The sequence below is a fragment of the Nitrospira moscoviensis genome (assembly GCF_001273775.1).
Lineage (GTDB): Bacteria > Nitrospirota > Nitrospiria > Nitrospirales > Nitrospiraceae > Nitrospira_D > Nitrospira_D moscoviensis.
In genome coordinates this window covers 1,614,978-1,640,952 of record NZ_CP011801.1, presented here as the reverse complement: position 1 = coordinate 1,640,952, position 25,975 = coordinate 1,614,978, and the positions used below count along the sequence as shown (strand labels likewise).

At 62.0% G+C, this 25,975-nt stretch carries 29 protein-coding genes; 18 read left to right on the top strand and 11 right to left on the bottom strand.

Going from position 1 to position 25,975, the window contains the following annotated elements:
- The first annotated feature begins 38 nt into the window (after positions 1-38).
- The 8 genes from rpsB (at position 39) to NITMOv2_RS08025 (ending at position 6,607) form a co-directional block, all read left to right on the top strand.
- Positions 39-812 (top strand): 30S ribosomal protein S2, encoded by a 774-nt coding sequence (gene rpsB / locus NITMOv2_RS08060; RefSeq protein ID WP_053379375.1) that lies wholly within the window; start codon positions 39-41, stop codon positions 810-812.
- A 56-nt stretch (positions 813-868) separates the two neighbouring features.
- Entirely contained in the window at positions 869-1,465 is a 597-nt protein-coding gene (gene tsf, locus NITMOv2_RS08055; RefSeq protein ID WP_053379374.1) for a translation elongation factor Ts, read from the top strand.
- On the top strand, positions 1,462-2,187 hold the full coding sequence (gene pyrH / locus NITMOv2_RS08050; protein ID WP_053379373.1) for a UMP kinase: 726 nt from the start codon (positions 1,462-1,464) through the stop codon (positions 2,185-2,187). The genes tsf and pyrH overlap by 4 nt, the downstream gene beginning before the upstream one ends.
- Positions 2,188-2,206: 19 nt before the next feature.
- Complete coding sequence (gene frr, locus NITMOv2_RS08045) at positions 2,207-2,770, top strand: ribosome recycling factor (protein WP_053379372.1); 564 nt, start codon at positions 2,207-2,209, stop codon at positions 2,768-2,770.
- Between the two features lie 25 nt (positions 2,771-2,795).
- Positions 2,796-3,956 carry an alanine racemase gene (gene alr / locus NITMOv2_RS08040; RefSeq protein ID WP_053379371.1) on the top strand — a complete coding sequence of 387 codons (1,161 nt, stop codon included), beginning with the start codon at positions 2,796-2,798 and terminating at the stop codon, positions 3,954-3,956.
- An 84-nt stretch (positions 3,957-4,040) separates the two neighbouring features.
- A complete protein-coding gene (locus NITMOv2_RS08035) occupies positions 4,041-4,817 on the top strand; it encodes an MlaE family ABC transporter permease (protein WP_053382029.1) in 777 nt (258 codons plus the stop codon).
- On the top strand, positions 4,814-5,602 hold the full coding sequence (locus NITMOv2_RS08030) for an ABC transporter ATP-binding protein (RefSeq protein WP_083447864.1): 789 nt from the start codon (positions 4,814-4,816) through the stop codon (positions 5,600-5,602). Before NITMOv2_RS08035 ends, NITMOv2_RS08030 begins: the two co-directional genes overlap by 4 nt.
- 27 nt (positions 5,603-5,629) lie before the next feature.
- Entirely contained in the window at positions 5,630-6,607 is a 978-nt protein-coding gene (locus tag NITMOv2_RS08025) for an MlaD family protein (RefSeq protein WP_053379369.1), read from the top strand.
- On the opposite strand, the gene NITMOv2_RS08020 is transcribed toward NITMOv2_RS08025, so the two are convergent.
- Positions 6,608-8,020 carry an OmpP1/FadL family transporter gene (locus NITMOv2_RS08020; RefSeq protein WP_053379368.1) on the bottom strand — a complete coding sequence of 471 codons (1,413 nt, stop codon included), beginning with the start codon at positions 8,018-8,020 and terminating at the stop codon, positions 6,608-6,610.
- The gene (locus NITMOv2_RS08015) at positions 8,007-10,892 is read right to left on the bottom strand and encodes an ATP-binding response regulator (protein WP_187299403.1); all 2,886 of its coding nucleotides are present in this window, start codon (positions 10,890-10,892) and stop codon (positions 8,007-8,009) included. The genes NITMOv2_RS08020 and NITMOv2_RS08015 overlap by 14 nt, the downstream gene beginning before the upstream one ends.
- A 223-nt stretch (positions 10,893-11,115) precedes the next feature.
- Between NITMOv2_RS08015 and istA the strand changes: the two genes are divergently transcribed.
- Together istA and istB are read left to right on the top strand one after the other, a co-directional pair.
- Positions 11,116-12,654 (top strand): IS21 family transposase, encoded by a 1,539-nt coding sequence (gene istA, locus NITMOv2_RS08010; protein ID WP_145976116.1) that lies wholly within the window; start codon positions 11,116-11,118, stop codon positions 12,652-12,654.
- The gene (gene istB / locus NITMOv2_RS08005; RefSeq protein ID WP_053378012.1) at positions 12,654-13,418 is read left to right on the top strand and encodes an IS21-like element helper ATPase IstB; all 765 of its coding nucleotides are present in this window, start codon (positions 12,654-12,656) and stop codon (positions 13,416-13,418) included. The genes istA and istB overlap by 1 nt, the downstream gene beginning before the upstream one ends.
- 341 nt (positions 13,419-13,759) lie before the next feature.
- Here istB and NITMOv2_RS08000 read toward each other — a convergent pair whose 3' ends face one another.
- On the bottom strand, positions 13,760-14,068 hold the full coding sequence (locus tag NITMOv2_RS08000; RefSeq protein ID WP_053379366.1) for an MTH1187 family thiamine-binding protein: 309 nt from the start codon (positions 14,066-14,068) through the stop codon (positions 13,760-13,762).
- A 19-nt stretch (positions 14,069-14,087) separates the two neighbouring features.
- Positions 14,088-14,741, bottom strand: a complete 654-nt coding sequence (locus tag NITMOv2_RS07995) for a precorrin-2 dehydrogenase/sirohydrochlorin ferrochelatase family protein (RefSeq protein WP_053379365.1) — start codon at positions 14,739-14,741, stop codon at positions 14,088-14,090.
- Between the two features lie 137 nt (positions 14,742-14,878).
- Here NITMOv2_RS07995 and NITMOv2_RS07990 point away from each other — a divergent pair, with 137 nt between their 5' ends.
- The gene (locus NITMOv2_RS07990) at positions 14,879-15,331 is read left to right on the top strand and encodes a c-type cytochrome biogenesis protein CcmI/CycH (protein ID WP_053379364.1); all 453 of its coding nucleotides are present in this window, start codon (positions 14,879-14,881) and stop codon (positions 15,329-15,331) included.
- Between the two features lie 178 nt (positions 15,332-15,509).
- Here the strand turns inward: NITMOv2_RS07990 and NITMOv2_RS07985 are convergent, their stop codons facing one another.
- Complete coding sequence (locus tag NITMOv2_RS07985; RefSeq protein WP_053379363.1) at positions 15,510-16,055, bottom strand: HNH endonuclease; 546 nt, start codon at positions 16,053-16,055, stop codon at positions 15,510-15,512.
- A 136-nt stretch (positions 16,056-16,191) separates the two neighbouring features.
- On the opposite strand from NITMOv2_RS07985, the gene NITMOv2_RS07980 reads away from it, so the two are divergent.
- Positions 16,192-16,542: a Rieske (2Fe-2S) protein gene (locus tag NITMOv2_RS07980; RefSeq protein WP_053379362.1), complete on the top strand. Its 351-nt coding sequence runs from the start codon at positions 16,192-16,194 to the stop codon at positions 16,540-16,542.
- Here NITMOv2_RS07980 and NITMOv2_RS07975 read toward each other — a convergent pair.
- Entirely contained in the window at positions 16,539-17,099 is a 561-nt protein-coding gene (locus NITMOv2_RS07975; protein WP_145976224.1) for a hypothetical protein, read from the bottom strand. The genes NITMOv2_RS07980 and NITMOv2_RS07975 overlap by 4 nt on opposite strands.
- A gap of 123 nt (positions 17,100-17,222) precedes the next feature.
- Between NITMOv2_RS07975 and NITMOv2_RS07970 the strand changes: the two genes are divergently transcribed.
- From NITMOv2_RS07970 to NITMOv2_RS24975, 5 genes are all read left to right on the top strand, one after another.
- Positions 17,223-17,666, top strand: coding sequence for a gamma-glutamylcyclotransferase family protein (locus tag NITMOv2_RS07970; protein WP_053379360.1), 444 nt, complete (start codon positions 17,223-17,225; stop codon positions 17,664-17,666).
- Between the two features lie 46 nt (positions 17,667-17,712).
- Complete coding sequence (locus NITMOv2_RS07965; protein ID WP_053379359.1) at positions 17,713-18,039, top strand: (2Fe-2S) ferredoxin domain-containing protein; 327 nt, start codon at positions 17,713-17,715, stop codon at positions 18,037-18,039.
- 83 nt (positions 18,040-18,122) lie between these two features.
- The gene (locus NITMOv2_RS07960) at positions 18,123-18,635 is read left to right on the top strand and encodes a MogA/MoaB family molybdenum cofactor biosynthesis protein (protein ID WP_053379358.1); all 513 of its coding nucleotides are present in this window, start codon (positions 18,123-18,125) and stop codon (positions 18,633-18,635) included.
- 84 nt (positions 18,636-18,719) lie between these two features.
- A complete protein-coding gene (locus NITMOv2_RS07955) occupies positions 18,720-18,944 on the top strand; it encodes a hypothetical protein (protein WP_145976223.1) in 225 nt (74 codons plus the stop codon).
- Positions 18,944-19,198: a type II toxin-antitoxin system RelE family toxin gene (locus NITMOv2_RS24975; protein ID WP_083447862.1), complete on the top strand. Its 255-nt coding sequence runs from the start codon at positions 18,944-18,946 to the stop codon at positions 19,196-19,198. The genes NITMOv2_RS07955 and NITMOv2_RS24975 overlap by 1 nt, the downstream gene beginning before the upstream one ends.
- Before the next feature lie 213 nt (positions 19,199-19,411).
- Here NITMOv2_RS24975 and NITMOv2_RS07945 read toward each other — a convergent pair whose 3' ends face one another.
- The 4 genes from NITMOv2_RS07945 to NITMOv2_RS07930 all read right to left on the bottom strand — a co-directional run bounded on the left by NITMOv2_RS07945 (position 19,412) and on the right by NITMOv2_RS07930 (position 23,635).
- On the bottom strand, positions 19,412-19,846 hold the full coding sequence (locus NITMOv2_RS07945; protein WP_053379355.1) for a CBS domain-containing protein: 435 nt from the start codon (positions 19,844-19,846) through the stop codon (positions 19,412-19,414).
- A 172-nt stretch (positions 19,847-20,018) separates the two neighbouring features.
- Complete coding sequence (locus NITMOv2_RS07940; protein ID WP_053379354.1) at positions 20,019-21,047, bottom strand: zinc-binding dehydrogenase; 1,029 nt, start codon at positions 21,045-21,047, stop codon at positions 20,019-20,021.
- A gap of 214 nt (positions 21,048-21,261) precedes the next feature.
- Complete coding sequence (locus NITMOv2_RS07935; protein ID WP_053379353.1) at positions 21,262-22,191, bottom strand: PhzF family phenazine biosynthesis protein; 930 nt, start codon at positions 22,189-22,191, stop codon at positions 21,262-21,264.
- Between the two features lie 205 nt (positions 22,192-22,396).
- Positions 22,397-23,635 carry a hypothetical protein gene (locus tag NITMOv2_RS07930; RefSeq protein ID WP_053379352.1) on the bottom strand — a complete coding sequence of 413 codons (1,239 nt, stop codon included), beginning with the start codon at positions 23,633-23,635 and terminating at the stop codon, positions 22,397-22,399.
- Positions 23,636-23,674: 39 nt separating this feature from the next.
- Between NITMOv2_RS07930 and NITMOv2_RS07925 the strand changes: the two genes are divergently transcribed.
- The gene (locus NITMOv2_RS07925) at positions 23,675-23,932 is read left to right on the top strand and encodes a hypothetical protein (protein WP_083447861.1); all 258 of its coding nucleotides are present in this window, start codon (positions 23,675-23,677) and stop codon (positions 23,930-23,932) included.
- Positions 23,933-23,993: 61 nt separating this feature from the next.
- Here the strand turns inward: NITMOv2_RS07925 and NITMOv2_RS07920 are convergent, their stop codons facing one another.
- On the bottom strand, positions 23,994-25,946 hold the full coding sequence (locus NITMOv2_RS07920; RefSeq protein ID WP_053379351.1) for a B12-binding domain-containing radical SAM protein: 1,953 nt from the start codon (positions 25,944-25,946) through the stop codon (positions 23,994-23,996).
- Positions 25,947-25,975 lie beyond the last annotated feature (29 nt).

The following is a 25,975-nucleotide window of genomic DNA, read 5'->3' as shown; positions in this document are numbered from 1 at the left end:
GCGCGGGTGCTCTGCAAGCCCTGAGGGGAGGTGAAGGCATGGGAGTCGTGACGATCAAGGAACTGTTGGAAGCCGGCGTCCATTTCGGCCATCAGACCAACCGCTGGAACCCGAAGATGAAGAAATTCCTCTTCGGCGAGCGGAACGGCATCTACATCATCGACCTGCAGCAGACGGCCGCCCGCCTGGAACAGGCCTATGCCTTCGTCCGGGACACCGTCGCCTCCGGGGAGTCGATCCTCTTCGCCGGCACCAAGCGGCAAGCCGCGGAAATCCTCGAAGAAGAAGCCAAGCGCGCCAACATGTTCTATGTCAATCAACGGTGGCTCGGCGGTATGCTGACGAACTTCCAGACCATCCGGCGCAGCATCGACAAGATGAAGAAGATGGAAGCCACGCTGCTCAATCCCAGCGAGCACGGGCTCACCAAGAAAGAAATCGGGCAGATGCAGAAAGAGATCGTGAAGCTGCAGAAGTACCTGTCGGGCATCAAGAACATGCGCAGCCTGCCAGGCGCGGTGTTCGTGCTGGACACCCGCGTGGAAAAGATCGCCGTGCAGGAAGCCAACCGTCTCGACATCCCGGTCATCGCGATCGTCGACAGCAACTGCGATCCCGACCACATCACCTATCCGATCCCGGGCAACGACGACGCCATCCGATCGATCAAGCTCATTACGTCGAAGATCGCCGACGCCTGCATCGAGGGCGCACATCTGAAGTCGCAGCGCGAGGAAGCGGAGTTCCAGGCCGCTCCGACGGCCGGTGAGAAACAGCCTGCCATGAGCCTCGAAGGCGCGCCGGCATCGTAACGAACCGATCGTCGTAGCACGGGGCTCCTCTTCTTTTGGCGAAGGACAATCGAACCATGGCAGGAACAAGTCAGCTGGTGAAAGAACTCAGAGAGAAAACGGGCGCGGGCATTCTGGATTGCCAGAAAGCTCTGGCTGAAAACGGCAACGACATTGAGAAGGCCATCGACTACCTGCGCCAAAAAGGTCTCGCGGCGGCGGCGAAAAAGGCCGGCCGGGAGACCAACCAAGGCTTGGTGCACGCCTACATCCACATGGGCGGGAAGATCGGCGTGCTGATTGAGGTCAACTGCGAAACCGACTTCGTGGCGCGCAACGAGGAATTCAAAACCTTCGTGAACGACCTGGCCCTGCAGGTCGCGGCGGCCAAACCGGCCTTTGTCCGGCGCGAGGATATTCCCGCCGAGATCGTCGAGAAGGAAAAGGCCATCTACGAAGGCCAGGCCAAGGAAATGGGCAAGCCCCCGGCCGCCTGGCCCAAGATCGTGGAAGGCAAGCTGGAGAAGTTCTTCCAGGAAAGCTGCCTGCTGGAGCAATCCTTCATCAAGGACCCGGCCGTGACGGTCAAGGATCTGCTCGCGCAGAAGATCGCCAAGATCGGCGAGAACATGAATATCCGCCGGTTCACCCGCTATCAACTGGGCGAAGCATGAGCTCTGCCAAATACCGGCGCCTCCTTCTGAAAGTCAGCGGGGAGATGTTGGCCGGTGAGCAGGGTTACGGCATCCAGCCCTCCATCCTCGAAGGCCTCGCAGAGGAAATCGCTTCCGTCGTCGCCTTGGACGTCCAGGTCGCCGTCGTCATCGGCGGCGGCAATATCTTTCGCGGCATCGCGGCGAGCGCCTCCGGCATGGAACGCGCGTCCGCCGACTACATGGGCATGCTCGCGACCGTCCTCAACGCGCTCGCCCTGCAAAATGCGCTGGAGCGGATCGGCGTCATGACCCGCGTCCAGTCCGCCATCGAAATGCGCCAGCTCGCCGAGGGCTACATCCGCCGCAGGGCCATCCGCCATCTGGAAAAGAAGCGGGTGGTGATTTTCGCCGGCGGGACCGGCACCCCCTACTTCTCCACCGACACCGCCGCCGCGCTGCGCGCCATGGAAATCGGCGCCCAGGTGATCATGAAGGGCACCAAGGTGGACGGCATCTACGACGCCGACCCGATGAAAAACCCCGCCGCAAAGAAGTATACTGAGATTCCGTTCATGTCCATCTTGAATCAGAACTTGAAGGTGATGGACTCCACGGCCATCAGCCTGTGTATGGACAACAACTTGCCGTTGATCGTGTTCAACCTGAAGGTCAAGGGCAATTTCAAGCGGGTCGCATTGGGCGAGCCGATCGGCACCGTCGTCACGCTCGGCAATCGCTGACCCGGTCAGGAGCGTCGCCATGTCGAACGCAGCCGCGATCAAACAGAAGCTCGCCGCCCAGATGGAACAAGCCGTCGAGCACCTGAAGCGGGATCTTGCCGGTCTGCGGACCGGGCGCGCCTCCGTGGCGCTGCTGGACGGCGTGCGGGTCGATTACTACGGGACCATGACGCCCTTGAAACAGGTGTCGAACATCTCCACACCCGAAGCCCGTCTGATCACCATCCAACCCTGGGAACCGCAGCTCATCAAGGAGATCGAAAAGGCGATCTCCAATTCCGGCTTGGGCGTGACGCCGTCCAACGACGGCAAAATCATCCGCGTGCCGCTGCCGCCGCTCACCGAAGAGCGCCGGAAAGAGCTGACGAAGATCTGCAAGAAGCACGGCGAGGAGACGAAAGTGCAGATCCGAGGCTTCCGCCGGGATGCCAACGAGGAGTTGAAGAAACTGCAAAAAGATGCGAAGCTCACCGAAGACGAGCTGCGGAAGGCGGAGCAAGACACGCAAAAGCTCACCGACCAATACGGCCACAAGATCGACGACGTGATCAAAAAAAAGGAACAGGAGATCATGGAGGTCTGACCGGATCTCCGGATTTCCCCGTCACGTGCCGACCACTTCGACGTTTTCCCCAACCTGCGCCGCGGTCGATCTCTCAGCCCTCACTGACAACCTCACGCAATTTCGCCGCGTGCTCTCCCCCGGCTGCGGCGTCTTGGCCGTCGTCAAGGCGAACGCCTATGGGCACGGGGCGGTGGAAATCGCCTCCGCCTTGATCCGGCAGGGCGTCGCGCGATTGGCTGTCGTATCGCTCGAAGAAGGCCTCGCGCTACGGCACGCCGGCATCGACGTCCCCATCGTGGTCCTGGGACCGTTGTTCCGGGAGCAGGTGGACGACGTGCTCGCTCACCGGCTCACCCCGGTCGTCAGCGACCCGGCGCTGCTGACCGACGTGGCGCGGGCCGCCGCCTCGCTGTCCGGTCCTTATCCAATCCATATCAAGGTGGACACCGGCATGGGACGGCTTGGTTTGACCTTGAAGGACTTGACCGCCCTCATGACCTCCGGACGCTTTCCGGCGAGCGTGCATTTCGAAGGACTCATGACCCACTTGGCCGATACCGACGGCGAATCCGCCGATGCCACCGAGCGGCAGCTTGCGCAGTTCGACCAGGCCATCCGGGCGGTCGCCGCCGCCGGCTTCACCGTGCCGCTGATCCACGCCGCCAACAGCGGCGGCGCGGTCCGGTTTCCCCACGCGCGTTTTTCGCTGGTCCGCCCCGGCATTATGCTCTACGGATACCATACGCTGCCGAAGTCGGTGCCCGTGCCCGATCTCAAACCCGTGCTCACCCTCCGGAGCACGGTCGCGCAGCTACGCACGCTTCAACCCGGACAAACGGTCAGCTACAACGGCACCTTTACGGCCCGCCGGCCGACCAGAGTCGCGGTTCTGCCCATCGGCTATGCGGACGGCGTCAGCCGGCGCCTGTCGAACTGCGGTCAAGTGCTGCTGCGCGGGCGCCGGGCTCCGATCATCGGCCTCGTCTGCATGGATATGATGATGGTCGACGCCACGCACATCGCCGATGCCGCCGTCGGCGACGATGTCGTGCTGATCGGCCGGCAAGGGCACGAACGGATCACCGCCGACGAGGTCGCCGCGTGGCTCGGCACCATCCCCTACGAGGTGTTGTGCGCGATCGGCCCGCGCGTTCCCCGCCGATATCATGAGTCCGGCCCGGCCGCGTCAACACTTTCGATCTGATTGTCCTTCGGCAATCCATTACCTATAATGATGGACGATCGCCGGCGCGCCCTCGTGCCGCGCACCATGTCCGCACGGATCCCCATGCCCCACGCGTTCAATCCCATAGAGACACTGTTCAACGCGCTCCTCGTCGTGCAGGAATTCACCGAGCTCTCCGCGCGGACGCTGGTGAACCTCTTCCGGCGGCCGTTCTATCTCCGGGAAACCCTCCTGCAGATGGATCGGATCGGCGTCGGATCGCTCTTCATCGTCGTCCTCACCGGCCTTTTCACGGGGATGGTGCTGGCGCTGCAGGGAGCCGTCCAGCTGGAACCGTACGGCGCGACGATTTACGTGTCTCAGCTCATCAGCACGTCGGTCGTCCGCGAGCTCGGTCCGGTGCTCGCCGCCTTGATGATCGCCGGCCGCGTCGGCACCGGCATCGCCTCCGAGCTCGCATCCATGACGGTGACCGAACAGATCGACGCACTCAAGGCGGAAGGCACCGACCCGGTGCACAAACTCGCCACCACCCGGCTGCTGGCCTGCCTCACCATGATTCCCCTGCTCACGATCATCGCCGACGCGATTGCGATCCTGGGCGGCTGGCTGGTGGCGCGATTGTATTTGGGCATCGACTCCTATTTCTATTGGACCTGGGCCTATGAGGCCATCCACCAGCGGGATGTGGCGTTGGGACTGGTGAAGCCGCTGGTCTTCGGCGGCCTCATCGCGATGGTCGGCTGCTACGCCGGCTTCTCGACGAAGGGCGGCACGGTGGGAGTCGGCGCCTCCACCACCCAGTCCATGGTGTCCGCGTCGATCCTCATTCTGGCGACGGACTTTTTCATCACCAAGATCTTCATGGCCATTCCATGACTGGCTCCGCCCCCCCACTGATCAGCCTGCGCGGAGTGTCGCTCACGCTCGACGGGAAGCCCGTGCTGCAGGACGTCTCCTTCGATGTGGCGCAGGGTGAAACCAAGGTGATCCTGGGCGGCAGCGGATCCGGCAAGACGACGATCCTCCGCCTCGTCCTGGGCCTCTTCAAACCGGACCGCGGGAGCATCACGGTCGGCGGAAAGGACATCGGCCGGCTGTCCGATCGGCAACTGGCCCCGATCCGCCGCAACATGGCGATGGTGTTTCAAAGCGCGGCGCTCTTCGACTCGCTGTCCGTCCGAGAAAATGTCGGCTACCGCCTGTGGGAGGAGGGCCGGTTGCCCGACGCCGAGGTGGAAGAGATCGTCCGGCAAAGCCTGCAGTTCGTCGGCCTGGAAGAGGTGATCGACAAGATGCCGGGCGAGCTCAGCGGCGGGATGCGCAAACGGGTCGGCATCGCCCGCGCGCTCGCCAGCGGGGCCCCGCTGTTGTTGTACGACGAACCCACGGCCGGCTTGGACCCGGTGAACGCCTTCGCGATCGGCCATCTCATTCTCCAGCTCAAAGCCAAGGGCGTGACGCAAGTCGTCGTGACGCACGACCTCGATCTCGCCTTCCGCGTGGCGGACCACCTCGTCATGATCCAGCGGGGCTGCATGGTCTTCACCGGATCACCACTCGAATTGGCCGGCAAGCAGGACGCCGAAATCCGAGGATTCCTGGATCCGTCATCCCTGCCGGCCGAAGACTGGAACACACTCCCGAGCCGTCTCTCGCAATGACGGGAGGCCGGCCATGAGGTCTGTCCGATGACCCGACAGGCGCGACTCAATTGGGCCCGCGTGAAGGTCGGCGCCTTGGTGGTCGTCGCGCTGGCGATTCTGTCCGCCGTGATCCTCAACCTGGAAGAAGGGATGGGGCTCCTGGGGCAGAAAACGACGTTTCGCGCCGTGGTCGACCATACGCAGGGCTTGAAGATCGGCAGTCCGGTGCGCATGAACGGCGTTGACATCGGCAACGTGCATACGATCGCGATCGCGAACAACAGCCCTCAGGTCGAGATCACCTTTACCGTCCGGGCGCATGTCGCGCCGCATATCCGGCAGGACGCGTCGATCAGCATCCGCGCGCTGGGTCTGCTCGGAGACAAATATCTGGAGGTGCTCCCCGGCTCCGCCTCCCTCCCGCCCCTGCCCGTCGGCAGCACGCTGGCCGGCCGCGCGGAGTCCGACATCAGCCATTTGGCGACCAATGCGACCGGCACGATCGACAAGGTCAACGCGGCTCTGGAACAGCTGCAAGCGGCCTTGACGGCCATCACCAACGGGCACGGCACGACCGGCAAGCTGGTGAACGATCCGGATCTCTACAACAAATCCCGCGCTGCCGTCGACAAGTTGGAGCAGGTGACCGACAAGAGCCTGTCGCTCCTCGGCAAGGTGGAGCGCGGCGAAGGCACCGCCGGCAAGTTGATCACCGATCAAGAGCTCTATGCGCGCGCCAATGCGGCCGTCGCCGCGCTGAACGAGCTCGCAACCAAACTCAACAAACCGGACGGCACGCTGACCAAATTGGCCGATCCGGCCCTGTACGCGCGGCTGGAGGACCTGACCTCGCGTGGAGAAACGCTGCTGACGAAGGTCGAGCACGGCGAGGGGACGATGGGCAAATTGGTGACGCGCGACGATCTCTACGCCAGGACGGACAAGCTGTTGACCGAGGTGGAGGAACTCGTGGCGGACGTGAAGAAAAATCCGAAGAAATATTTCAAGTTCTCGGTGTTCTGATTAAAAGTTGATCCGGACCGAAATCCCGCCTGTGTGCAAGGTCGTCTGATACAGCCCATTCACGCCGGCTCGCACACCGCCATTCCCGCTCACCGTTCGATCTTCGTAGAGCGACGCCTGGTAGGAAAGATCCAGCCCCACCGCTGTGGCCTTGACCGGCCCGAGCCCCAGACCGCCGCAGGGCATGCCGAACAGCGAGCCCTGTCCCCAGCACAGAAAGCCGAGACCGATGGAAAGAATGTGCACGTCGGCGGAGGGAACGCCGGGATTGAAGGTCGCGTCCGGCATCTGGGTCTGCTGATGAGTATAGCCGCCTCTGGCAGCCACCTCCCATCCCGGCATGGAATCAAGCCGCAACCAGCGATACTCGGTGCCGATCAAGGTGGCATAGGTGCTGCGCCAATCTTGAGGCTGGGGAATCACGGCTCCATTGCTCAGCCGGACATCGAGATTCCGCACCGACTTCCATCCGACATAGTCGACGTCCAATTCCAGCTTCCATTCCCGTTCGGCGTTCCGCACCGGCCAGATCGCAATCCCGCCGGTGATGACTTGGGGCAGCACCAGCGTCGTGGAGACGTCGGATACTTTGGTGCCGTTGCTCAGCAGCGCGCCGTCCAAATGAAGCGTGGCTTGGCTGCGATACACGAGACCGATATTCGCCACCGGCAGACCGGCGGCATTGCGTAGCGCGGTATACAACAAACTGACATTGAAACCGGCGGCCGTGTCTTTTCCGTTCACCTCCACCTTCGATCCCGATGCTCCGAACGGAGCCGCACCGGGTGAGATGAAGCGCGTTTCAGCGTGCCCTTCGCCGATCAATCCGCTGAACGTATAAATATCCGCGCCGAGCCCGACTGAGAGGTCCGGCGTCAGCCGATAGGCGACGGTCGGCTTGATGTCGAGCAGCGGCAGCGTGGTGAAGGTCGTCACCAACCGAAAGGGCCCGTTCTCCGGCCAGCGTGTCAGCGAGCCGAAGGGAACGGTCACGCCGACGCCCGCCGTCACATCGCCCAGGGCCGTGACGCCGAGGTCTTTCAGATTCGCGACGACATACAGGTGCCCGGGCGGGGGCCAAGCCAAACTGCCACTGCGATCGCCGACGGCCGTCACGCCCGTCGGGCTGGTGAAGGTCGTCGTTCCACCCGACAGGAGCCCGCCCGCCATGACTTGCACGCCGCGGAGCTGGGTCATGCCGGCGGGATTGTAGTGCAACGCCGAGGGATCGTCGGCCTGCGCCGCGAAAGCGTTGCCCATACCGGAGGCCGCGGTGCCCTGTCCCTGAATGCGGGGCACTTGACCGAGCGCCGGCGACGGGTTCGCCGCCGCCCATACGGCGAGGGCGAGCAGCCAGGCGGCCGGCATCGACTGGAACCAGGCGCAGAAGCCGCGCCCGTCAATCCTGGCCATCCGCCTCCCTGTATCGCCGCCGCTCCGACACGGATTCTTCAAGACGAAACCAGGTGTGCACCGCCTGCTGCAGTTCGCCGGCTTCGAACGGCTTCAACACATAAGCTTGCGCGCCCATGCCGATGGCGCGTACCGCGAGCTCCTGGGATCCGGAAGCGGTAATCATGATGACCGGCATGTCCGGATACCGCCGGCGGATGTGCGTCAGGACTTCCAACCCGTCGATGTGGCCGATGCCGATATCGACGATGGCGCCGCCGAATTGCTCGGCCGCCAGGATCTCCAGCGCCTGGCGGCCGTCCGCCGCGGGGCGGGGACGATAGCCTTGGGCCTGCAGACGATCGATCAGCAGCTGGCGGATATCCGCATCGTCATCGACCACAAGAATTTTTGCGGCACTCCCATCGGATCGCGAATAAAGCGGCGCGGTCTGCGTGAGGACCGGGAGCGTGAACGAGAATTCGGCCCCGCCGTCCGGGTGGTTCCGCGCGGAGACGGCGCCCCCCTGCAATTCGACCAGCGTTTTCACGATCGAGAGGCCCAGTCCCAATCCCTTCGGTCCGCTGCGCTGCCGCTGTGGCACGCGGAAAAAGGGATCGAACACCCGGTCGAGACAGTCGGAAGGGATGCCCGGTCCGGTGTCGCGCACGACGATACGGACCATCCGCGTCCCCGCCGGCTCAGCGGCCACCGTAATGACTCCCTCATCCGGCGTGTACTTGATGGCATTCTGCGTGAGATTGACGATCACTTGGATCATGCGGTCGCGATCCCCCCAGGCCGTCAGCGCCGAGGACTTGTCCCACACCTCCAACCGCTGCCGCCTGGCGTGAGCCAGCGGCCGGAGTTGCTCGACGACGTCCGCCAGACAGGCCGTCACGTCGATTTCTGCGGGCCTGAGCTCCACGCGTCCCGCCTCGATGCTCGTGCGGTCCAGCAGATCGTCGATCATCCGGATCAGCCGATCGGAGTTGTCCAACATGCGGGACAAGTAGCGCTGCTGCTTGTCGTTCAACGGGCCGGTGAGGCCGTCCAGCAAGTTCTGGAGAAAGCCTTTGATCGACGTGAGCGGCGTTTTGAGCTCGTGGGAGACGTGCGAGAGGAATTGCGTGCGCAGCCGGTCCGCCTGTTCCAGCGCGGCGGTCCGTTCCCGCACCTTCAACTCCAAGCCTGCGTTCCACTCCTCGATCTGCCGATAGGCCGAAGCGTTGTCGAGCGCGATCGCCACCTGGTTGCCGAGCGTCGCCATCAGTTCCAAATCGTCCTGCGTGAGGCCGTGCTGAACGCGGTCGACCGTGAGCGTGCCGACGATGCGGTCTTTGGCCTTGAGCGGCACGATGATCAAGGCCTTGGCCTGGCTCAGCTCCACCAAGGTCCGATTCATGGGGTGAAGCTGCGGCCGGACGGCCCGCACGTCTTCGATCAGCAGCGGGCGGCCTTGCAACACGACGGTCCCTTCAGGGCTTTCCGGGTCCGTCACCGGGATGCGGCAGGATTGCGCAAACGCTTGGACGTCCGGCGACAGGCCGCGGACGCGCGCATGTTCGATGATGCCGCCCGCCGGATCGAAGAAGGAGACCATCGCCCGATCATAATGGAGATCGTTCGTTAGCGTTTCCAGCACCTGCTGTAACAGGGTCTCGCGATCGAGGGTGGAGCTGAACAGCAGCCCGGCGCGATGGAGCGCCGTGAGATGCGCCACCTTGCGGCGCAACTGGACTCGCGTCTGTTCCTGCTCCAGATACGCCTCGCGCAGTTCTTCATGCCGCGCCTCGACGAAGCTGATCTGTTCCTGAATCAGCGCTTCGCGCGACCGGCTGTCCCTCCAGAGGCGGCGATTGATGAGCACGCCGGCGATCAAGACAGGGGTCAGGACGGCCAGCACCGCTTCGCCGGGACCGACGGAGGGGTTGACGAGCCACACGCCGGCGGCGAGCCCGGCGCCGGCCAGCCAGCCGGATACCAACCACAGGAGCCGCCTCGGCGGCGCCTGGCCCGAAACGGCGGGAACCGCCGTGCCGGCCTTGCACGCCTCATCGCGCTTCGGCTCCGTGGACATGCCCGGGGACAGCGACTCCACTTGGCGCGCGACGATCCGCCGCACCTTACGGCGTAAGACGGAGTCCTTCTCCGGCTGCCAATGGATCAGCCACCGGCACCAGTCGGCATCGTCTGCAATACAGGCCAGTTCCGTCAGCCGGGCCGGGGGAAGACCGTGAACCCGCACCGGCACGGCGGCCAAAATCCCTTGCGCGGACTGGCAGGCGAGGTGCGCGCACCGCCGCCGATACGAGCCGAACTGCCGCAGGGTCGAATCGGAGAATCGCATCGCGAGCGTAGCCGAGACCGGCGTGATCTCGATGACGCGGCTTTCGATGGAACCGGACGCGAACTTGTTGCTGAAGTAAGGAAACATCCCGTAGATCTGCTCCAGGGAAAAGGGACGGGCCAGCACCTGGAGGATGGGAGAAGCCTTTTCCGCTCCGCTGTTGAACATGAAACGCGGGTCGCCGGAGAGGCGTTCGCAAAACTCATAGAGGTAGGCCGCGAACTCATACGAGTAGCTGTTCCAGGCGTTCCGGAGAAACTCCGGCGTCACATGATAAACCGGATCTTTGATCCGCTGATTCAGGAGCTCACAGAGCTCCTGCACCGCTTCCCGTCCCGCGGCTTCTCCGCGCGTCTCGGCGAGCGTCTTCTCCAGGTAGAGGACGGTCGCACGGATGCTCATTCCGCTCAAATCTCTGATCGTGTGTCCATGTTCATCCAGGCCGAAGGGACGGAACTCCATCAGCTCCCGTTCGAGGATCGAACGATCCTTTGTCAGCAGGGTGCGTATTCCGACCCAAGCCGGCCACTGATTCCGACGCAAGTCGGCCACCCATTCCGACGGAACGCGGCCACTGATTCCGACCGGAAGTCGGCCACTGTTTCGAGTCTCCTCGGAATCGGTGGCCGACATCCCTCGGAATAAGCCGGCGATCCGCCACGGGCTCCTGTCGGAGCCGCCCGCGACACAGGTCCTCCTCAACCTGGGTATCGTGTCCCCTCCATTTACTAGGGGGGAGGGACTGATGCCAGCGGAGCGAGTGACCATGCGAAAAATCAAAGACCTATTGCGACTCAAATGGGCTTGCGGGCTCAGCAACCGACAAGTCGCGGCCAGTTGTGGGGTGGCGCGCAGCACGGTGGCGGAAACGCTCTATCGCGCCACGGCGGCTGGGCTGTCCTGGCCGTTGCCGGAAGAGCTGGATGACGCGCAGCTGGAAACCCGGCTGTATCCGGCGGCCCCCTCGCCGACCAGCCCGCCGCGGGCCATGCCGGACTGGGCCACGGTGCATCAGGAATTGACGCGCAAGGGCGTGACCCTGGCGCTGCTGTGGCAGGAATACAAAGCGCAGCACCCCGACGGCTATCAGTACAGCCGCTTTTGTGATCTCTACGGGGCCTGGCGCGCCACCCTGGATCGGTGTCTGCGGCAGGAGCATCGGGCGGGCGAGAAACTCTTCGTCGATTATGCCGGCCAGACCGTGCCGGTCCAGGATCGGCAGACCGGGACGATTCGACAGGCCCAGATCTTTGTCGCGGTTCTTGGTGCATCGAGCTACACCTATGCCGAGGCGACCTGGACCCAAACGCTCCCCGATTGGACCGGCTCGCATGTCCGGGCCTTCGCCTTCTTGGGCGGTGTGCCGGAAATCCTCGTGCCCGATAATTTACGCAGCGGCGTCACCAAGGCCTGCCGGTATGAACCGGAGCTGAACCCCACCTACGCCGATCTGGCCCGGCACTACGGCGTCGCGGTAATCCCGGCGCGGGTGCGCAAACCGCGGGACAAGGCCAAGGTCGAAGCGGGCGTGCTGCTCGTCGAACGCTGGATCCTGGCCTGCCTGCGGCATCACCCCTTCTTCAGTCTGGCGGAGCTCAATACGGCCATCGCCGCCTGTTTGGACCGGCTGAATCGCCGGCCCTTCAAAAAGCTCCCTGGCTGTCGGCAGTCCCAGTTCGAGGCCGTGGATCGGCCGGCCTTGCAGCCGCTGCCGACCGAGCCCTACGTCTATGCCGAGTGGCGGATCGCCCGAGTGAATATCGATTCGCATCTTGAGGTCGAGGGCCACTACTACAGCGTCCCCTCCGCCTTGGTCCATCAGGCCCTGGATGTCCGGCTCACGGCGGCCACCATCGAGTGTTTCTACAAGGGGCAGCGGGTGGCCAGCCATATGCGGAGTGCCGAGCGCGGCCGCCACACCACGGTCACCGCGCATCTCCCCTCGGCGCACCAACGCTATCTGGCGTGGTCGCCCTCCCGGCTGATCCAGTGGGCGGAGACCGTCGGGCCCGCGACCGGCACCGTCGTGGCCGAACTCCTGGCGCGGCGGCCGCATCCCGAACAAGGCTATCGCTCCTGTCTGGGGATTCTCCGCCTGGAGCGGACGTACAGCGCAGCGCGGTTGGAGGCCGCCTGTCGGCGGGCGCAGGTGCTGGAGGCGTTCACCTATAAGAGCGTGCAGTCCATTTTACAGACCGGCCTCGACCAGCAGCCGCTCCCCGAGCCGGTTCCGACGGTCCCACTCCCGCATGCGCACGACCATCTGCGCGGCACCACCTATTATCAACAGGAAGGAGGGTTCTGATGTTACGTCATCCCACACTCACGGCGCTGGAGGCGATGAAGCTCACCGGCATGGCCACCGCTTTGGCGGAACAACTGGAGATGCCTGAGGTGCAGCGGCTCAGCTTCGAGGAACGACTGGGGCTGCTCGTCGATCGCGAGTGCACGGTCCGGGACAATCACCGGTTGGCGCGGCGGCTGGCCCAGGCCCGGTTCCCCGGCAGTGCCACCTTGGAAGATCTCGATTATCGCCATCCGCGGGGGCTGGAGAAAAGCGTCATCGCGTCCCTGGCTACGGGGCAGTGGATTCGTCAGCATGACAATGTGTTGATTGTGGGGCCCACCGGCGCGGGCAAGACGTATCTGGCCTGTGCGTTGGCCCAGATGGCTTGCCGGCTGGGCTGCTCCGCCTTGTATTTGCGACTGCCGCGGTTCTTCCGGGAGCTGGCGGTGGCCAAAGGCGATGGCCGCTATGGGCGCCTGCTCCGGAGTCTCGCGAAGACGGACCTCGTGGTCCTCGATGATTGGGGGCTGGCTCCCTTAACTGACGAACAGCGCCGCGATCTGTTGGAACTCCTTGATGATCGCCACGGGCGGCGGGCCACCCTCGTGGCCAGTCAACTCCCGATCGATCACTGGCATACGGCGATCGGGGAGCCGACGCTGGCCGATGCCATTCTTGACCGGCTCGTGCACAACGCCTATAAGATCACGCTCAAAGGAGAATCGATGCGCAAACGGCTGGCAAAATCGGACGGAAGTCGGCCACTGAAGACAGACCACTGAGGCCCTGCGTCGCGGGGCTCCGAGGGGTGGCCGGATTCGCTCGGAATCGGTGGCCGGATTCAGCGGAATACACAGCAGGGCGCCACTGAATGCGGTCAAGGGCTCTGTCATCTGAACCAGGTCGGCGCTCATGACAACACGCTCACACGGACGACATGGCACGCAGCGCACGGAATCAAAGAGCGCGTAGTATACGGAGGGAGCCTATGAAGTTCCAGCAGAAAAACCTTAGAGCCGAAGGTCTATTGGGAAGTCTCGTATGGTGAAGGCCAGGCCGGTGCAAATGGACCAGTGATACGGACCATTGGGCACGGAGCCGCTTGGCCCTACAGGAGGGAGGCCTACTGCTTGATGCGACGTTTCAGCTTCTTCTCGACGCTCGCCACTTTACTCTCCAATCGTCCGGCATGCCCCTTTCGGTAATCGACCTTGATCGTGCACGAGATGCGATTGCAGTCCTTCTTCATTCGTTCGTAGCACTTCCGGACGACGGTAAACACCTCCTCCCACTCGCCTTCCAGGACCGTACCCATCGGGTTGAGACGATAGGGTACGCCGCTCTTATCGATGATATCCAGCGACCGAGCGACGTAAGCCCCGACGCTTTCCCCTTTGCCCAACGGCGACATGCTGAATTCCAACAGAACCATCGCGCCTCCTTGCCTCGCTTCACGCCTCACGCTTCACGGCCGACGCCGTTTTCGCCTTCTCGTCGAGCCAGACTTTCGGATACTGCACTTTGCCGAGCAATCGGAACCCGTCCAGCGCTTCGCGCAGCAGGGCGCGCCGCTTCTCGGCGTCGGGTTCGCTCTTCTTGGCCTCTTCGCGCAGCTGCCCGAGCCATTCGACGAACGAGGCGAACTCGGCGTCGAGAATGCGCTCCAAGTCCTCCTTCATGAATCCCGACAGCGCCGGCGCCACACCGCTGGTGCTGATCGCCACCCGGGCATGGCCGGACGCGACCACCGCCGGCATCGTGACACTCGAGGCCTCGGGATAATCGACGGACCACAGGAGAAAGCCTTTTTCCCGCGCTTTGGCGATCAGCATTTTGGCGAAATCCCGATCGCCGCGGATCGTGTTGAGCACGAGGATGACGTGCTCCAAATCGGTCTCGCGAAAATGCCGCCCGCGATGGATGATCTTGGCCGACGCGGCCAGCTGCCGCAGCGCTTCGTTCAGTGTGGGACTGATGACCGTCACGCGCGCGCCCGATTCGAGCAGGCGCTGCGTTTTCTCGGCCGCTTCCTCGTCGCCGCCGATGACCACGACGGACCAGCCTTTGACATCGAGCATGAGCGGAAATCCTGGATTGGGAGCCATACGACGATTCCTCCATTGGCACAGTCGTGACGCACGCCGCCGTATCATACAATAGGCATTTCTCGACCGTAAACCGCGCTCTCCCTTTTTCCGGTTCCTGCCGCTATAATGCGCGACTCACACCGGAGGAAGCGGACATGGCGGGATTGTCTGGGCGCGCGGTCGGCATGGCGGGCGGGATCATCGCCTTGGCGGCCCTCGCAACGTGGCTGGGCCTGGCTCACAGTTGCGATCCCGCCCAGGGCAGCGGCGTGATCGCGGGGCAGGTGACGATCGCGCCGAGTTTGGCTGATCAGGTGCGGCCGACCGACGTCCTGTTCGTCATCGTCCGGCGCCCGCAAGGTCCCCCTCGGCCCATCGCCGCCAAGCGGATCGACAGCCCGAAATTCCCTGTGTCGTATGAAATTACGAACGCCGACGTCATGGTCCAAGGGGCGGAGCTACGCGGGATGGTGGACGTGGTGGCGAGATTGGATCGTGACGGCCAAGCCGGCCCCGCTCAGCCCGGCGACCTCGAAGGCAAGTATGCCAAGAACCCCACCCTCGCCGGCGGCCGCGATATCGATATCGTGATCGATTCAGTGCACTGACTAAGCCAACAGTGTTGAATGTTGAGTGTTAAGTGTTGAGTTTTTCGAGCGGGATGAACAGCTGCTCAAACACGTTTTCGGCAAGGCCGCAGCGAGTGAAGGCCCGAAGCGTACCCTTGCGGTACGTTGAGGGTCTGAACGACGCGAGAACGCAGCCCAAAACGTGTTTCAGTAGCCGTTACGTGTCGGCGGGATCGGCTTCCAACTCCATATTCCAATAGAGGTAGTCACGCCAGCTTTCCGGCGTGTTGCGGATGCCGATTGTGATGGTGATGACGGGGCTCCAGCGTGGTTTCACCGGCCGCTTCTTGAGCTTCATGCCGGCTTCTTCGGGGGTACGGCCGCTCTTCTTGTTGTTGCAGCGCCAGCAGGCCGTGACGATGTTCTCCCAGGTCTTCTTCCCGCCCTTGGCGATCGGGACGACGTGGTCGAACGTCAGCTCCTCGGTGCGGAACTTGTGATTGCAGTATTGGCAGGTATAGCCGTCGCGCGTGAAGATGTTGATCCGAGAAAACTTGACGGCCCGATGGCTGTCCTTGAGCTTGACCAGCTTGAGGAGCCGCATGACGGCGGGGAGCTTGATGGAAAGGGAGATGCCGTGAATCTCGCGGTCGTAAACTTCGAGGACTTCGACTTTACCTTGCCACAGCAGCGCGATGGCTTTTTGCCAATGGACGACCCTGAGGGGTTCGTACGTCGAGTTGAGCAGGAGAGTCATTTCCATGCAGCAACCTCATTTCCCTACCGCGGCTCCTTTTCGCTGGACGGTCCGTGGTGAGGGCACGTTTGCACCTTTCTATGCCATAGACTTCCCCTGAAATCAAGCAAGCCCCCTTCCGTCACCGAACGAGAACATGAGGATGGAACAAGAACCGCGCCCCTCGACCGATTTTGTCACCGTCGCCCACGTGACCGATATCGCGCCCGGCACCGGCCGGACGGTCGAAATCAAAGGCGTCTGGATCGCGCTGTTCAACGTCGACGGCCGGTTCTACGCGATCGACAACGCCTGCCCGCACGCCGGCGGACCGCTGGGCGAAGGCAAGCTGCGGGACGGCGGCGTGGTGGAATGCCCTTGGCACGGCTGGCGCTTCAGCGTGGCAACGGGGCAGCGGGTCGGTAATCCCAACTTCGAAGTGCCCTGCTGCGCCGTGCGGGTCGTCGGAAACGAAGTGCAGATCGCGCTGCCGCCGGAGTTGAAAGGAGTTTAACTCGTCGTGGGACCGCCGGGAACCGGCGGCAACGGCATCGCCGGCGTGGATTCCGGCTCCGGTTCCTTGGGCGTCACGCCGTCGGCCGGCAGCGAGGCGGCGTTCACTTTTTTCAAACCGAGATGCGCGTGCCAGATGAATTCCCGCTCGAACCACTGGCCGTTCACACTTTGATCCCGGAGCTGGACACGGATCTCGTACAGATCGCCATCCACCTGTTTGACGCGCCATTCGCCCAGCCGCACCCCCTGCCCCCGCTCTTTCATGGAGCGGACGTGCTCGTTCATCGCTTGAAGAATCGTGGGATGGCCGATCGCCCGATGCGTCTGGACCAGCGCCAACGCCTCCGCGGCCCGCTTGTCGATGACGGGATCGAGCGTGGGCGGTTTCGTATACACGTAGTACAGCCCGCCCAGCACGAGCACCGCGACCACCAGGTAATGGATGGCCTTCACCAGCGAGGACGAAGAAGATGAAGCGGGTGTCTGTCCCTGAGTCATAGTCCGGTGTGGGAACGGCGATTCGGCGAGCGGCCGCGCACGACGCGCCGGCGGCATCTTAGGAAGGCCTCGGCCTGTTGTCAATGGAGCGGCGCGTCCGATCTAGCCGCTTGTCTGGCGAAAACACGGTGTGTTACAAGTACCAAGCTTTCACACGATCTTCATGGTGAGTGGCTCGTTATGAAATTTTTCCTGTACGCCGACAACTTGAATCCCACCCAACTCAAGCGCCGCGCCCCCGAGCACAAGTTCCTCTACCTCGCCACCCTGGCGGACCACACCATCAAATTTTGCCGGTGGTCCTCTCAATGGCGGTGCGGGCTCGCGAGCATCGTGCCGTCACCCGGCGAAAAAGTCTGGGGCGGCGTCTTCGAGCTCACCGACGAAGACGTGAAGATCCTGGACGAATTCGAGCAGGACGTTCCGCAGGGGGCCTACCGGCATGTGCAAGTGACGGTCGTGACGGAATCGGGTGAAAAGGAATTGGTCACCACCTACGCCGCGGCGCCCATCGGCAAATTCAAGCCGAAGGATCACTACCTCGACTGGGTGATGAAGGGGCTCAAGCAGTGGAACCTGCCCCAGGAAGCCATCGACCAGTGGCAGCTGTACCGGCCTAGTTGAATGCAATTTTGAACCTGGAATGTTTAATTTTAATTGAGGAGATCGCATGCCCAAGCCGAAATATCACATCCTTGTCTGCACCAACTCACGGCCACCCGGCCATCCGAAGCCGTCCTGCGGATCAGCCGGAGCCGCACAGCTGCTCATGGCCTTCAACATGGGACTCATGCAGAGGGGCACTCCACCGGGCGAAGTACTGGTAAGCGCCACCGGTTGCTTGGGTCCCTGCGAACTCGGTCCCACCGTGGTGGTCTATCCCGACAACACCTGGTACGCCAAAGTCACCGAAGCCGACGTCGCCACGATCCTCGATGAACACATCGGCAAGGGCACGCCGGTCGCGAGGCTGAATCCGGATATGGTGTGGAAGTAGAGGAAGGTTAAGGCTCAGGTTAAGGTTGCGGCGAACTTCGCCCTTCGACCTCAGCCTCAACCTTAATCTCAACCTGACCCCACATGACCACCCCCAGTCACAAGGAACATAAGCACCGCGCACCCAAGTCCGTCAGCTGCATGGTCATCACGTGCAGCGACACCCGCACGCCGGAGACGGATACGAGCGGCCAGCTGATTCAGAAGCTGCTCAAGGAGAACGGCCACACCGTCGCCGCTTATCACCTCGTGAAGGACGAGCCCGCACAGATCAAGGACCGGATCGCCGAAGGCACGGCGAATGACACGGTGCAGGCCATCATCATCAACGGCGGCACGGGGATTTCGAGGCGGGACTCAACGTTCGAAGCGGTGGATGCGTTGCTGGAGAAACGGCTGGACGGATTCGGTGAAGTCTTCCGCTACTTGACCTATCAGGAGATCGGCTCGCCGGCCATCATGAGCCGCGCCACCGCCGGCATCATCAAAGGCCGCGTGCTCTTCTCCACCCCCGGCTCAGAAAACGCCGTCCGGCTCGCGATGGAGAAATTGATCCTGCCTGAGCTGGGGCACCTCGTGAAGGAGCTTACAAAGTAAGTCCGCCATGGCTTTCTTCCCTTGACCATTATGATGATGGATCGCTACCATCATGACGAAAAGACCTACAGAGGGAGATGGTATATGCCAAAGACAAAGGCGAGCAAACGAGGGAAGCAGGCTTCCATCGGCATTTCCCGTGAAGTATGGGAATGGGCCAAGGGTAATCCTCGCTATGAGAGCCTGATGGAAGAGTTGGAGGATCTCGAAGACCTTCGGCGGGAAAAGGCCAAGAAAGAAAAAGGTATCCCCTTCACCGAGGTGCTAAAGGAATACGAACTCACGTATCACGTTCAGCTTGCCCGCTGATGTCCTACGAGGTTCTGCTTCAACCTCGCGCCCGCAAAGAATTCCTCGCTCTCCCTGCCGGCATCGCTAAACAGATCGCCGATGCGTTCCGAGGCATGGAACAGAACCCACGATCTCACCGAGCCATCAAGCTTTCCGGAGTGGAAAGCTACCGCTACCGTGTTGGCGACTATCGCATACTGTATGAGATCGACGATCATGCCAGGAAGGTGATCGTGTATCGCATTAAGCACCGAAGAGAAGCTTATCGATAGTACCGTTCAGACCGTCTGAACGTCGGGTCAGTGATCGTGTGTCTTGCGATGATAAGCTGATCCTCTCAGAACTGAGCCACCCAACCAAAACACAGCTTTTCTAGCATGGAGAGAGGCGATTTTATGGCCAAATAGAGATGGGCTTGCTCGACCTCCTAAACATAGATGCAGCCAAACAGGCCGCGCTCGTCACTCATCACGCGTCACGGTTTTTCAGTCCTGCCCGATCTTCGGTTCCGAGTAATCCATCTCCGATATCTTCGACTGCGCATAGCGCTTGTAGAACATCAGCAGATCGCGCACCGACACGACGCCGACGATGTCTCCGCCTCTGGTCACGGCCAGGTGCCGCACACCGAGATCGCCCATCATGTCCTGCGCATCGTCCACGGTTTGGCTGCCTTCGATCGTGCAAATGGGGCTGGTCATGATCTTTTCAACGGTCAGCTTGCCGAGCGGCTTGCCCCCGGCGACGGCGCGGCGGACGATGTCGGTATCGGTGAGAATTCCGACCAGTTTTTTGCCTTTCTTGACGAACAACGACCCCACCCGCGCCGTGCGCATCGTCTTGGCCGCGCTCATGACGGACGTGTTGGGTCCGACGCTCTTGGGATTTTTCGTCATGATACGCGCAATCGTGTTCGGCATACGGCCCTCCTATTTGTCCTTTACCATTCTCGCCGCTCTTCTCTCTCTAAGGATGCTCAAAACGATCATCCAACAAGGCCGCAGGTTGCATGACGAGTGAGTCGTACCCTCTGGGGTACGTCGCAGCGAGGCATGCGACCGAGAACGCCGTCGGGGACCGCTTTCAGCATCCTTACACGGCCAGCACGATCTTACCAAAAAACTTCCTACTGAGCAGATATTCTTGAGCGGCTCGGGCGTCTTTTAACGGGAAGGTCTTGTCGACGACCGGCTTCAGCTTGTGCTGACCGACCAACTCCCCAGCTTTGAGCAATTCCGCCCTGGTGCCCATGTAGGACCCCTTGATGGTGTACTGCCTCGAATAGACGTACCGGAGATCCAGCTTCACCTCCGGGCCGGTCGTCGCGCCGCAGGTGATGAGGCGGCCGCCCTTCGCCAGCGACGCGAGGCAGCTCTCCCAGACTTCGGGACCGATGTGCTCGATGACGACGTCCACGCCGCGGCCTTCCGTGAGCAGTTTCACCCGCTCGGCCACTTTTTCTTTGGCATGGTTGAGGACGGCATGCGCGCCCAGGAGCACGGCTTTCGGAATCTTGTCATCGGAGCCGACCGTCGTGATGACGCGCGCCCCGGCGAGATGCGCCATCTGCACGGCCATGTGGCCAACTCCGCTCCCCGCTCCCATGATGAGGACCGTTTCTCCGACCCGAAGGTCGGCCAAGGCGAACAGCATGTGCCAGGCGGTGACGGAGACCAGCGGGAACGCCGCCGCATGCTCGAAGGGCAAATCGCCGGGAATGGGAATCGCGTTGCGGAACGGGACTTTCACATACTCTGCATAGCCGCCGGCCGTCATAGCGCCCAGCAACCCATAGGAGCGGCAGAAATTGTCACGCCCAGCCAGGCAGGCCTCGCAGCGCCAACAACTGATGCCGGGCGAGAGAAAGACCCGCTGCCCGACCGTCACGTTGTCCACCTGCGAGCCGACCTGCTCGACAAGCCCGGCCACATCCGAACCCGAGATATGCGGCAGCGGCATTGGATAGGCGGGATTGCCTTGGCGAATCCAGATATCGAGATGATTCAGCGCGCAGGCCTTGACCTTGACAAGCACATCTTCCGGTCCGATCGCCGGTTCCGGCACGTCCTCATACGACAACTTGTCCGGCCCGCCATGCTGACGAAAGAGAACGGCTTTCATGAATGCGCCCTTTCTTTCCGTTCGACCGTCAGCACGACTCACCACAGGATGATCAAAACGCCGTGTAACAAGGCCGCAGGGAGCGCGGCGACTGCGACGTACCCTTCTCACCCGCCCATCCCCCGAGCCGCCCAGACGGCTCGTTTCCCGAGGTGGTACGTCGCAAGGAGACGTGCGACTGAGAACGCCGTTACAGGGCGTTTTCATCATCCTGCTAAAAGTTGAGCGTGCCTTCGATCACTTTGACACACTGCCCGCCGACTTTGACGGACTGAATGATATCGTCGTCCGACTCCACTTGAATGTAGATGCTGGAAGGCCGGTCGATCTCGAAGCCCTGCTCGGCGATGATCTCCGTCACAGGGAGGACATCGACTACACCGTTCTGGACCAGATAGGCCCCGAGCGCGCCGCTCGCGCTCCCGGTGGCGGGATCTTCGAGAATGCCGATCGAGGGCGCGAACATGCGGGTATGGACCGTCGCCGACGGCTCGACCGTGACGGTGGTAAAGACCATGAGTCCATTGGCGCCGAATCGCCGGCAGAGATCGGCGATGGCCGTGGCATCCGGACGGATCGAGCGAACCGCGGTCAACGTCCGCACCGGCACGATCATGACGGGCAGGCCGGTCGACACGACTTCGATCGGCCACTTGGTATCGGCGATCACATGTTTGGAGAGCCCGAGCGCGCTGGCGACCTTATAGAGGTCTTCCGTTTCTTCTATCGGACCGAGGAATTCCGGTTTCGGCTGCGTCATCACCACCCGCTCAACCAGGCCGGCGACGGCATGGAGCTCCACCGGAAACAGCCCGATGTTGCACTCCTGCATCACGCGTGTCAGCGATTCCTTCACGCGGATGATGCCCAGCTCGGCGAGGATAAAGAACGTGCCGATCACCGGGTGGCCGGCGAAGGGAATTTCCTGTGTGGGGGTAAAGATGCGCAGCCGCACGACGGCGGCCTTGTCGGTGGGCGGAAAGACGAAGACGGTTTCCGAGAGATTCATCTCCCGGGCGATCTGCTGGAGCTGATCGTCGCTCAGCCCATCGGCCTCGGGAATCACCGCCACGGGATTGCCGCCGAACGGCTCATCCGTGAAGACGTCCGCCTGGTAGAACTTGATGGTATGCCGATCAGGCATATCAGCCTTTTGCCATGTTGAAAAAGTCTTCTGGCGGCGTTCTCAGTCGCACGTCTCCTTGCGGCGTACTATAAGACGACTGGAGGCAAGATACCTATCCGCTCGCATTTGATTGAAGCGAGCGGGACAAGCGAAGCTTGGTATGTACCTCCTCAGTCGCCGTGCTCCCTGCGGCCTTGCCAGAAGGCCTTTTTGAACATGGCTGCTATGCGGGGCGCGGCAGAGCTTCATAACTCTGACTCATCGGATTCCGGACGTAGTTTTCGACGTAGTTCTGCAAGGAGCCGTTCTTGTAGAGCTGCTCGTTGGCAAACCGGGTGTCGATCTTGTGCAGGACCTTCACCTTGACGCCGGTCTTCTTCATGAACTGCTCCAGCGTCACGCCGGTGATGTCGCTGTAGGGACCGCGGCCGGACTGCATGACGCACTTGGGGATGTGGATCAGCTTTTGGCCGCTCAGCCGCCGCGCGATGTCGTCGAAGGTCAGCAAGACCGTGCAGTCGGAATCGCCGGCGAGCATCGCATTCGGCACATAGAGGAACTTGGCGCGGTTCTTCCGGTAGGTGGTGAGGATCTTATAGACGCTCCAGGCCGTGACCAGCGTGTCCCTCTTCTCCAATTCGAGCGAATCGAACAGGCTCACGATGCGCCGCCGGCTCAGGAACGCCGTGATGTAGGCCTCCGTGTGGATGGTCTGGAGATTGGGCAGGGCCGCGTCGTAGATACGGAGGGCTTCCTCCGCCAGAAACTTCCGCCCCTGCCGCATGAGGCTGGCCGTCTCTTCCTTCAGCCCGCGCACCGGCGTGAGGGTGCCCATCCAGAGCACGCACTTCTTGTTGATGCCAGAAATCGTCACGGCGTCCTTCGACATGGTGTGGACGTCGAAGGCGTAGAAGTTCGCCGAGGAGACCGCCGGCCCGTCGAGTACTTTCATGAGATGTTTGACGGACGGCGCATGCGGCATGAGCCGCGGGCGGTAGTCGCTCAACGTGATGACGGACAGCTCGAAATTGATCCGGCCGGGGTACTGAGCCGCCAGTTGATGGATCTTCGGCACATGGACGAAGCCGACCGTGAAGAATTGAATGTTCTTGTCGGTGTACTTGAGGAAGTCTTCGACCCATTCCATCGCCTTGGGATGGAGAAACAGGTCGGTCCACTCCATGAACTCGTTGCCGCCCAGGCACCAGAACTGCTTCGGATCGGTCGGCTTCTTATTGATGTAGTCGAGAATATACTTCCAGTCCTCGTCGGTGGTCTTGGGTGGGTCGAGCGTCTCGCGGTACGAATGGTCCAGCTCGTAGCAGAACTCGCACTTGACGGGGCAATCGCGTCCGAGGCTCAGCGGAATTTTTCCGGCGTCCATTTCTCGCCGGAGGACATCGCGATAGTCTTTCTGGGTGAAGATCGGCGTCGGCTGGAGGATGGGAAGAACGGTCGGCATTGATTGACAGCCCTATCGCGGCCTTGTCACAGTAGCATCATGACGGACGGCATCTCGCAAAAGGACGTGCACCACGCCTTGGAGATTCTCGGGCTTACCCTCCCCGTCACATCGGAAGATCTGGAACGCGCCAAACGCGTGCAGCTCTATACCTGGAATCCCGCCCGCTACGCGAATCTCACCAACCATCCCACGCAATACATGCAGGCGTACAAAAAGGCCGAGGAGATGACCCGCACGATCGAAGCCGCCTATGCGCTGCTCCGCGCCGTGCTCGTCCCAGACACGGAAGGTTAAGGTCAAGGTCGAGGTTGAGCGAAGAATCCGAACTCAGCCTTCACCTAAGCCTCAGCCTTCTTCACCCTACCTCGTGGCTCGTCACCCGCGCCATCCCCTCGTCGCCCTCCGAATGAGCCACCGGCCACGTGACGAGACCCGACACACTGTCCGACACGCCGACCGTCTGGCGCTGCGCGTAGATCTGCGGCAGCTTGTTCGTGCCGAACCTGGAGATGTACAGGAAGACGTGCTCGCGGGCGTTCACGCGGACGGCCCAGGGCTGAAAGTCGTTCTTGTAAAACTCTTCGCAGAGCTGCATCGCGTCGAGACAGGAAATCCCCACCGGCTCGTTGAGCGTGTAGTAATAGTCGAGCGGCAGGTCGTACTCTTCCTGCTTGTGGATCGTGATGCCGAACTTCTCGGGATTGCGGACCATCGGCGTGTGCCGGTAGGCCACGAAGTAGAACAGCTCGACGGAATGGATCACGGGCTGGTTGTCGAGGACGAACTGCCGCGTCTCCAACGCCTCTTCCCGCGTCTCGCCGGGGAAGCCGTAGAACGCCATCACGTGGTTCCAGATGCCGGCCTTGGCCGCCGACTGTAAATTATTCTGAATCACGCTTTTCTTCGCATGCTTGTCCATCAGATTGAGCACGCGCTCGTTCGCCGACTCCATCCCGTAGTAGAGCGTGCAGCAGCCGGCTTTGGCCGCGAGATCCCAGATGGCTTGATCCTGCAAGGTCTCTTCGAAACGGATGAGCGTCGTCCATTTGACGCCGACGTTCTGATCGACCAACAGCTGCGACACCTTTTTGAACAGCGCCGGCGGATAGGACTCGTCGGAGAACAGAAAGTGCCGGCACTGATACTTGTCGCGCAGCGCCTTCACCTGCTCGACCACCAGCTGCGCCGTCATACCGCGGTACTGATCGAAATAGCCCTGGCCGTGATCGCAGAAGGTGCAGCGGCCCCAGTAGCACCCGCGCGTGGCGAGATACGGGATGATGCGCTCCGGCACGAAATAGTGGTCCAGCGGCAGGCCGTCGAAGTCCGGGAGCGGCAGCGCCGTCGTTTTTTCCGTATAGACTTCCTTGTTCTGTTGCACCTGCCCCGCGGCGTCCCGATACATCAGATTTGGAACCGTGGCGATGTCCCGCTGGCCGTTCAGAGCTTCAATAAGCCACAAGAGCGCATGCTCGCCTTCGTACAAGATCGCCGAGTCGAAGACCTCCTTGAAAAATCGTTCGTGATGGGGCAGCTCCTCCTGCAGGCGGGTGATGACGTTCCCACCCACGACGACGTGGACGTCCGGGAAGGTCTCCTTGATCATCTTACAGAACGTGAGGCCGGCCAGGAGTTGCATCTGCGTGCCGATCGACAGGCCGACGACATCGGGCCTTTCTTTGGCGACCGAAGGCAGCACGAGCTGATTGCAGATGTCGCGGTACACGTTCACCTGCTCGTCGTCGAGACAGGCGAACACTTCCTTCGACACCCCCGGCCGGTACCCGAGGTTGCTTTCCATGGGATAAAAGACGAGCGAGGCCGGATAGTAGGCCGCGGAGATGTACTGCATCACCTCGCGGAACGTATTCAGCGCCCATTCGAGCTTGTCGGCGTCGTAGAACCGCTCCCCGCGGACAATGCGCTTGGCGTCCTCGGCCCGGTCGGCCAAGTCGAACACGTCGACGGCGTTCGCCCGCTCGACCACGAGCTTCTGATCCGCCTCCTGCTCGGTGATGACACCGGCCTTTTCCTTATCTTGGAGCTCCTTGAGCTGCATGCCAAGCCGGGCCTTCAGCCAGATCAGGAAGTCCATGCTGAAGAAGTGGTCGTACATCTCGATGTTGATGTCGCGCTGAATCACGGCATGCCCCGCTCCGCGAAGCACGGCCGTGAGCGACGGCAGCGCGAGATATGGCGCCGTGGGCACCCATTCCGGCGGGAACAGCAGCATGACCTTCGACTGCTTCCGATCTTCTTTCTTGATCGGGGGCAGGCCGTCGATTTGAACGAGTCCATTGGCGCTCATGTCTTCTCTCGTCAACCCTCAATCGTCAT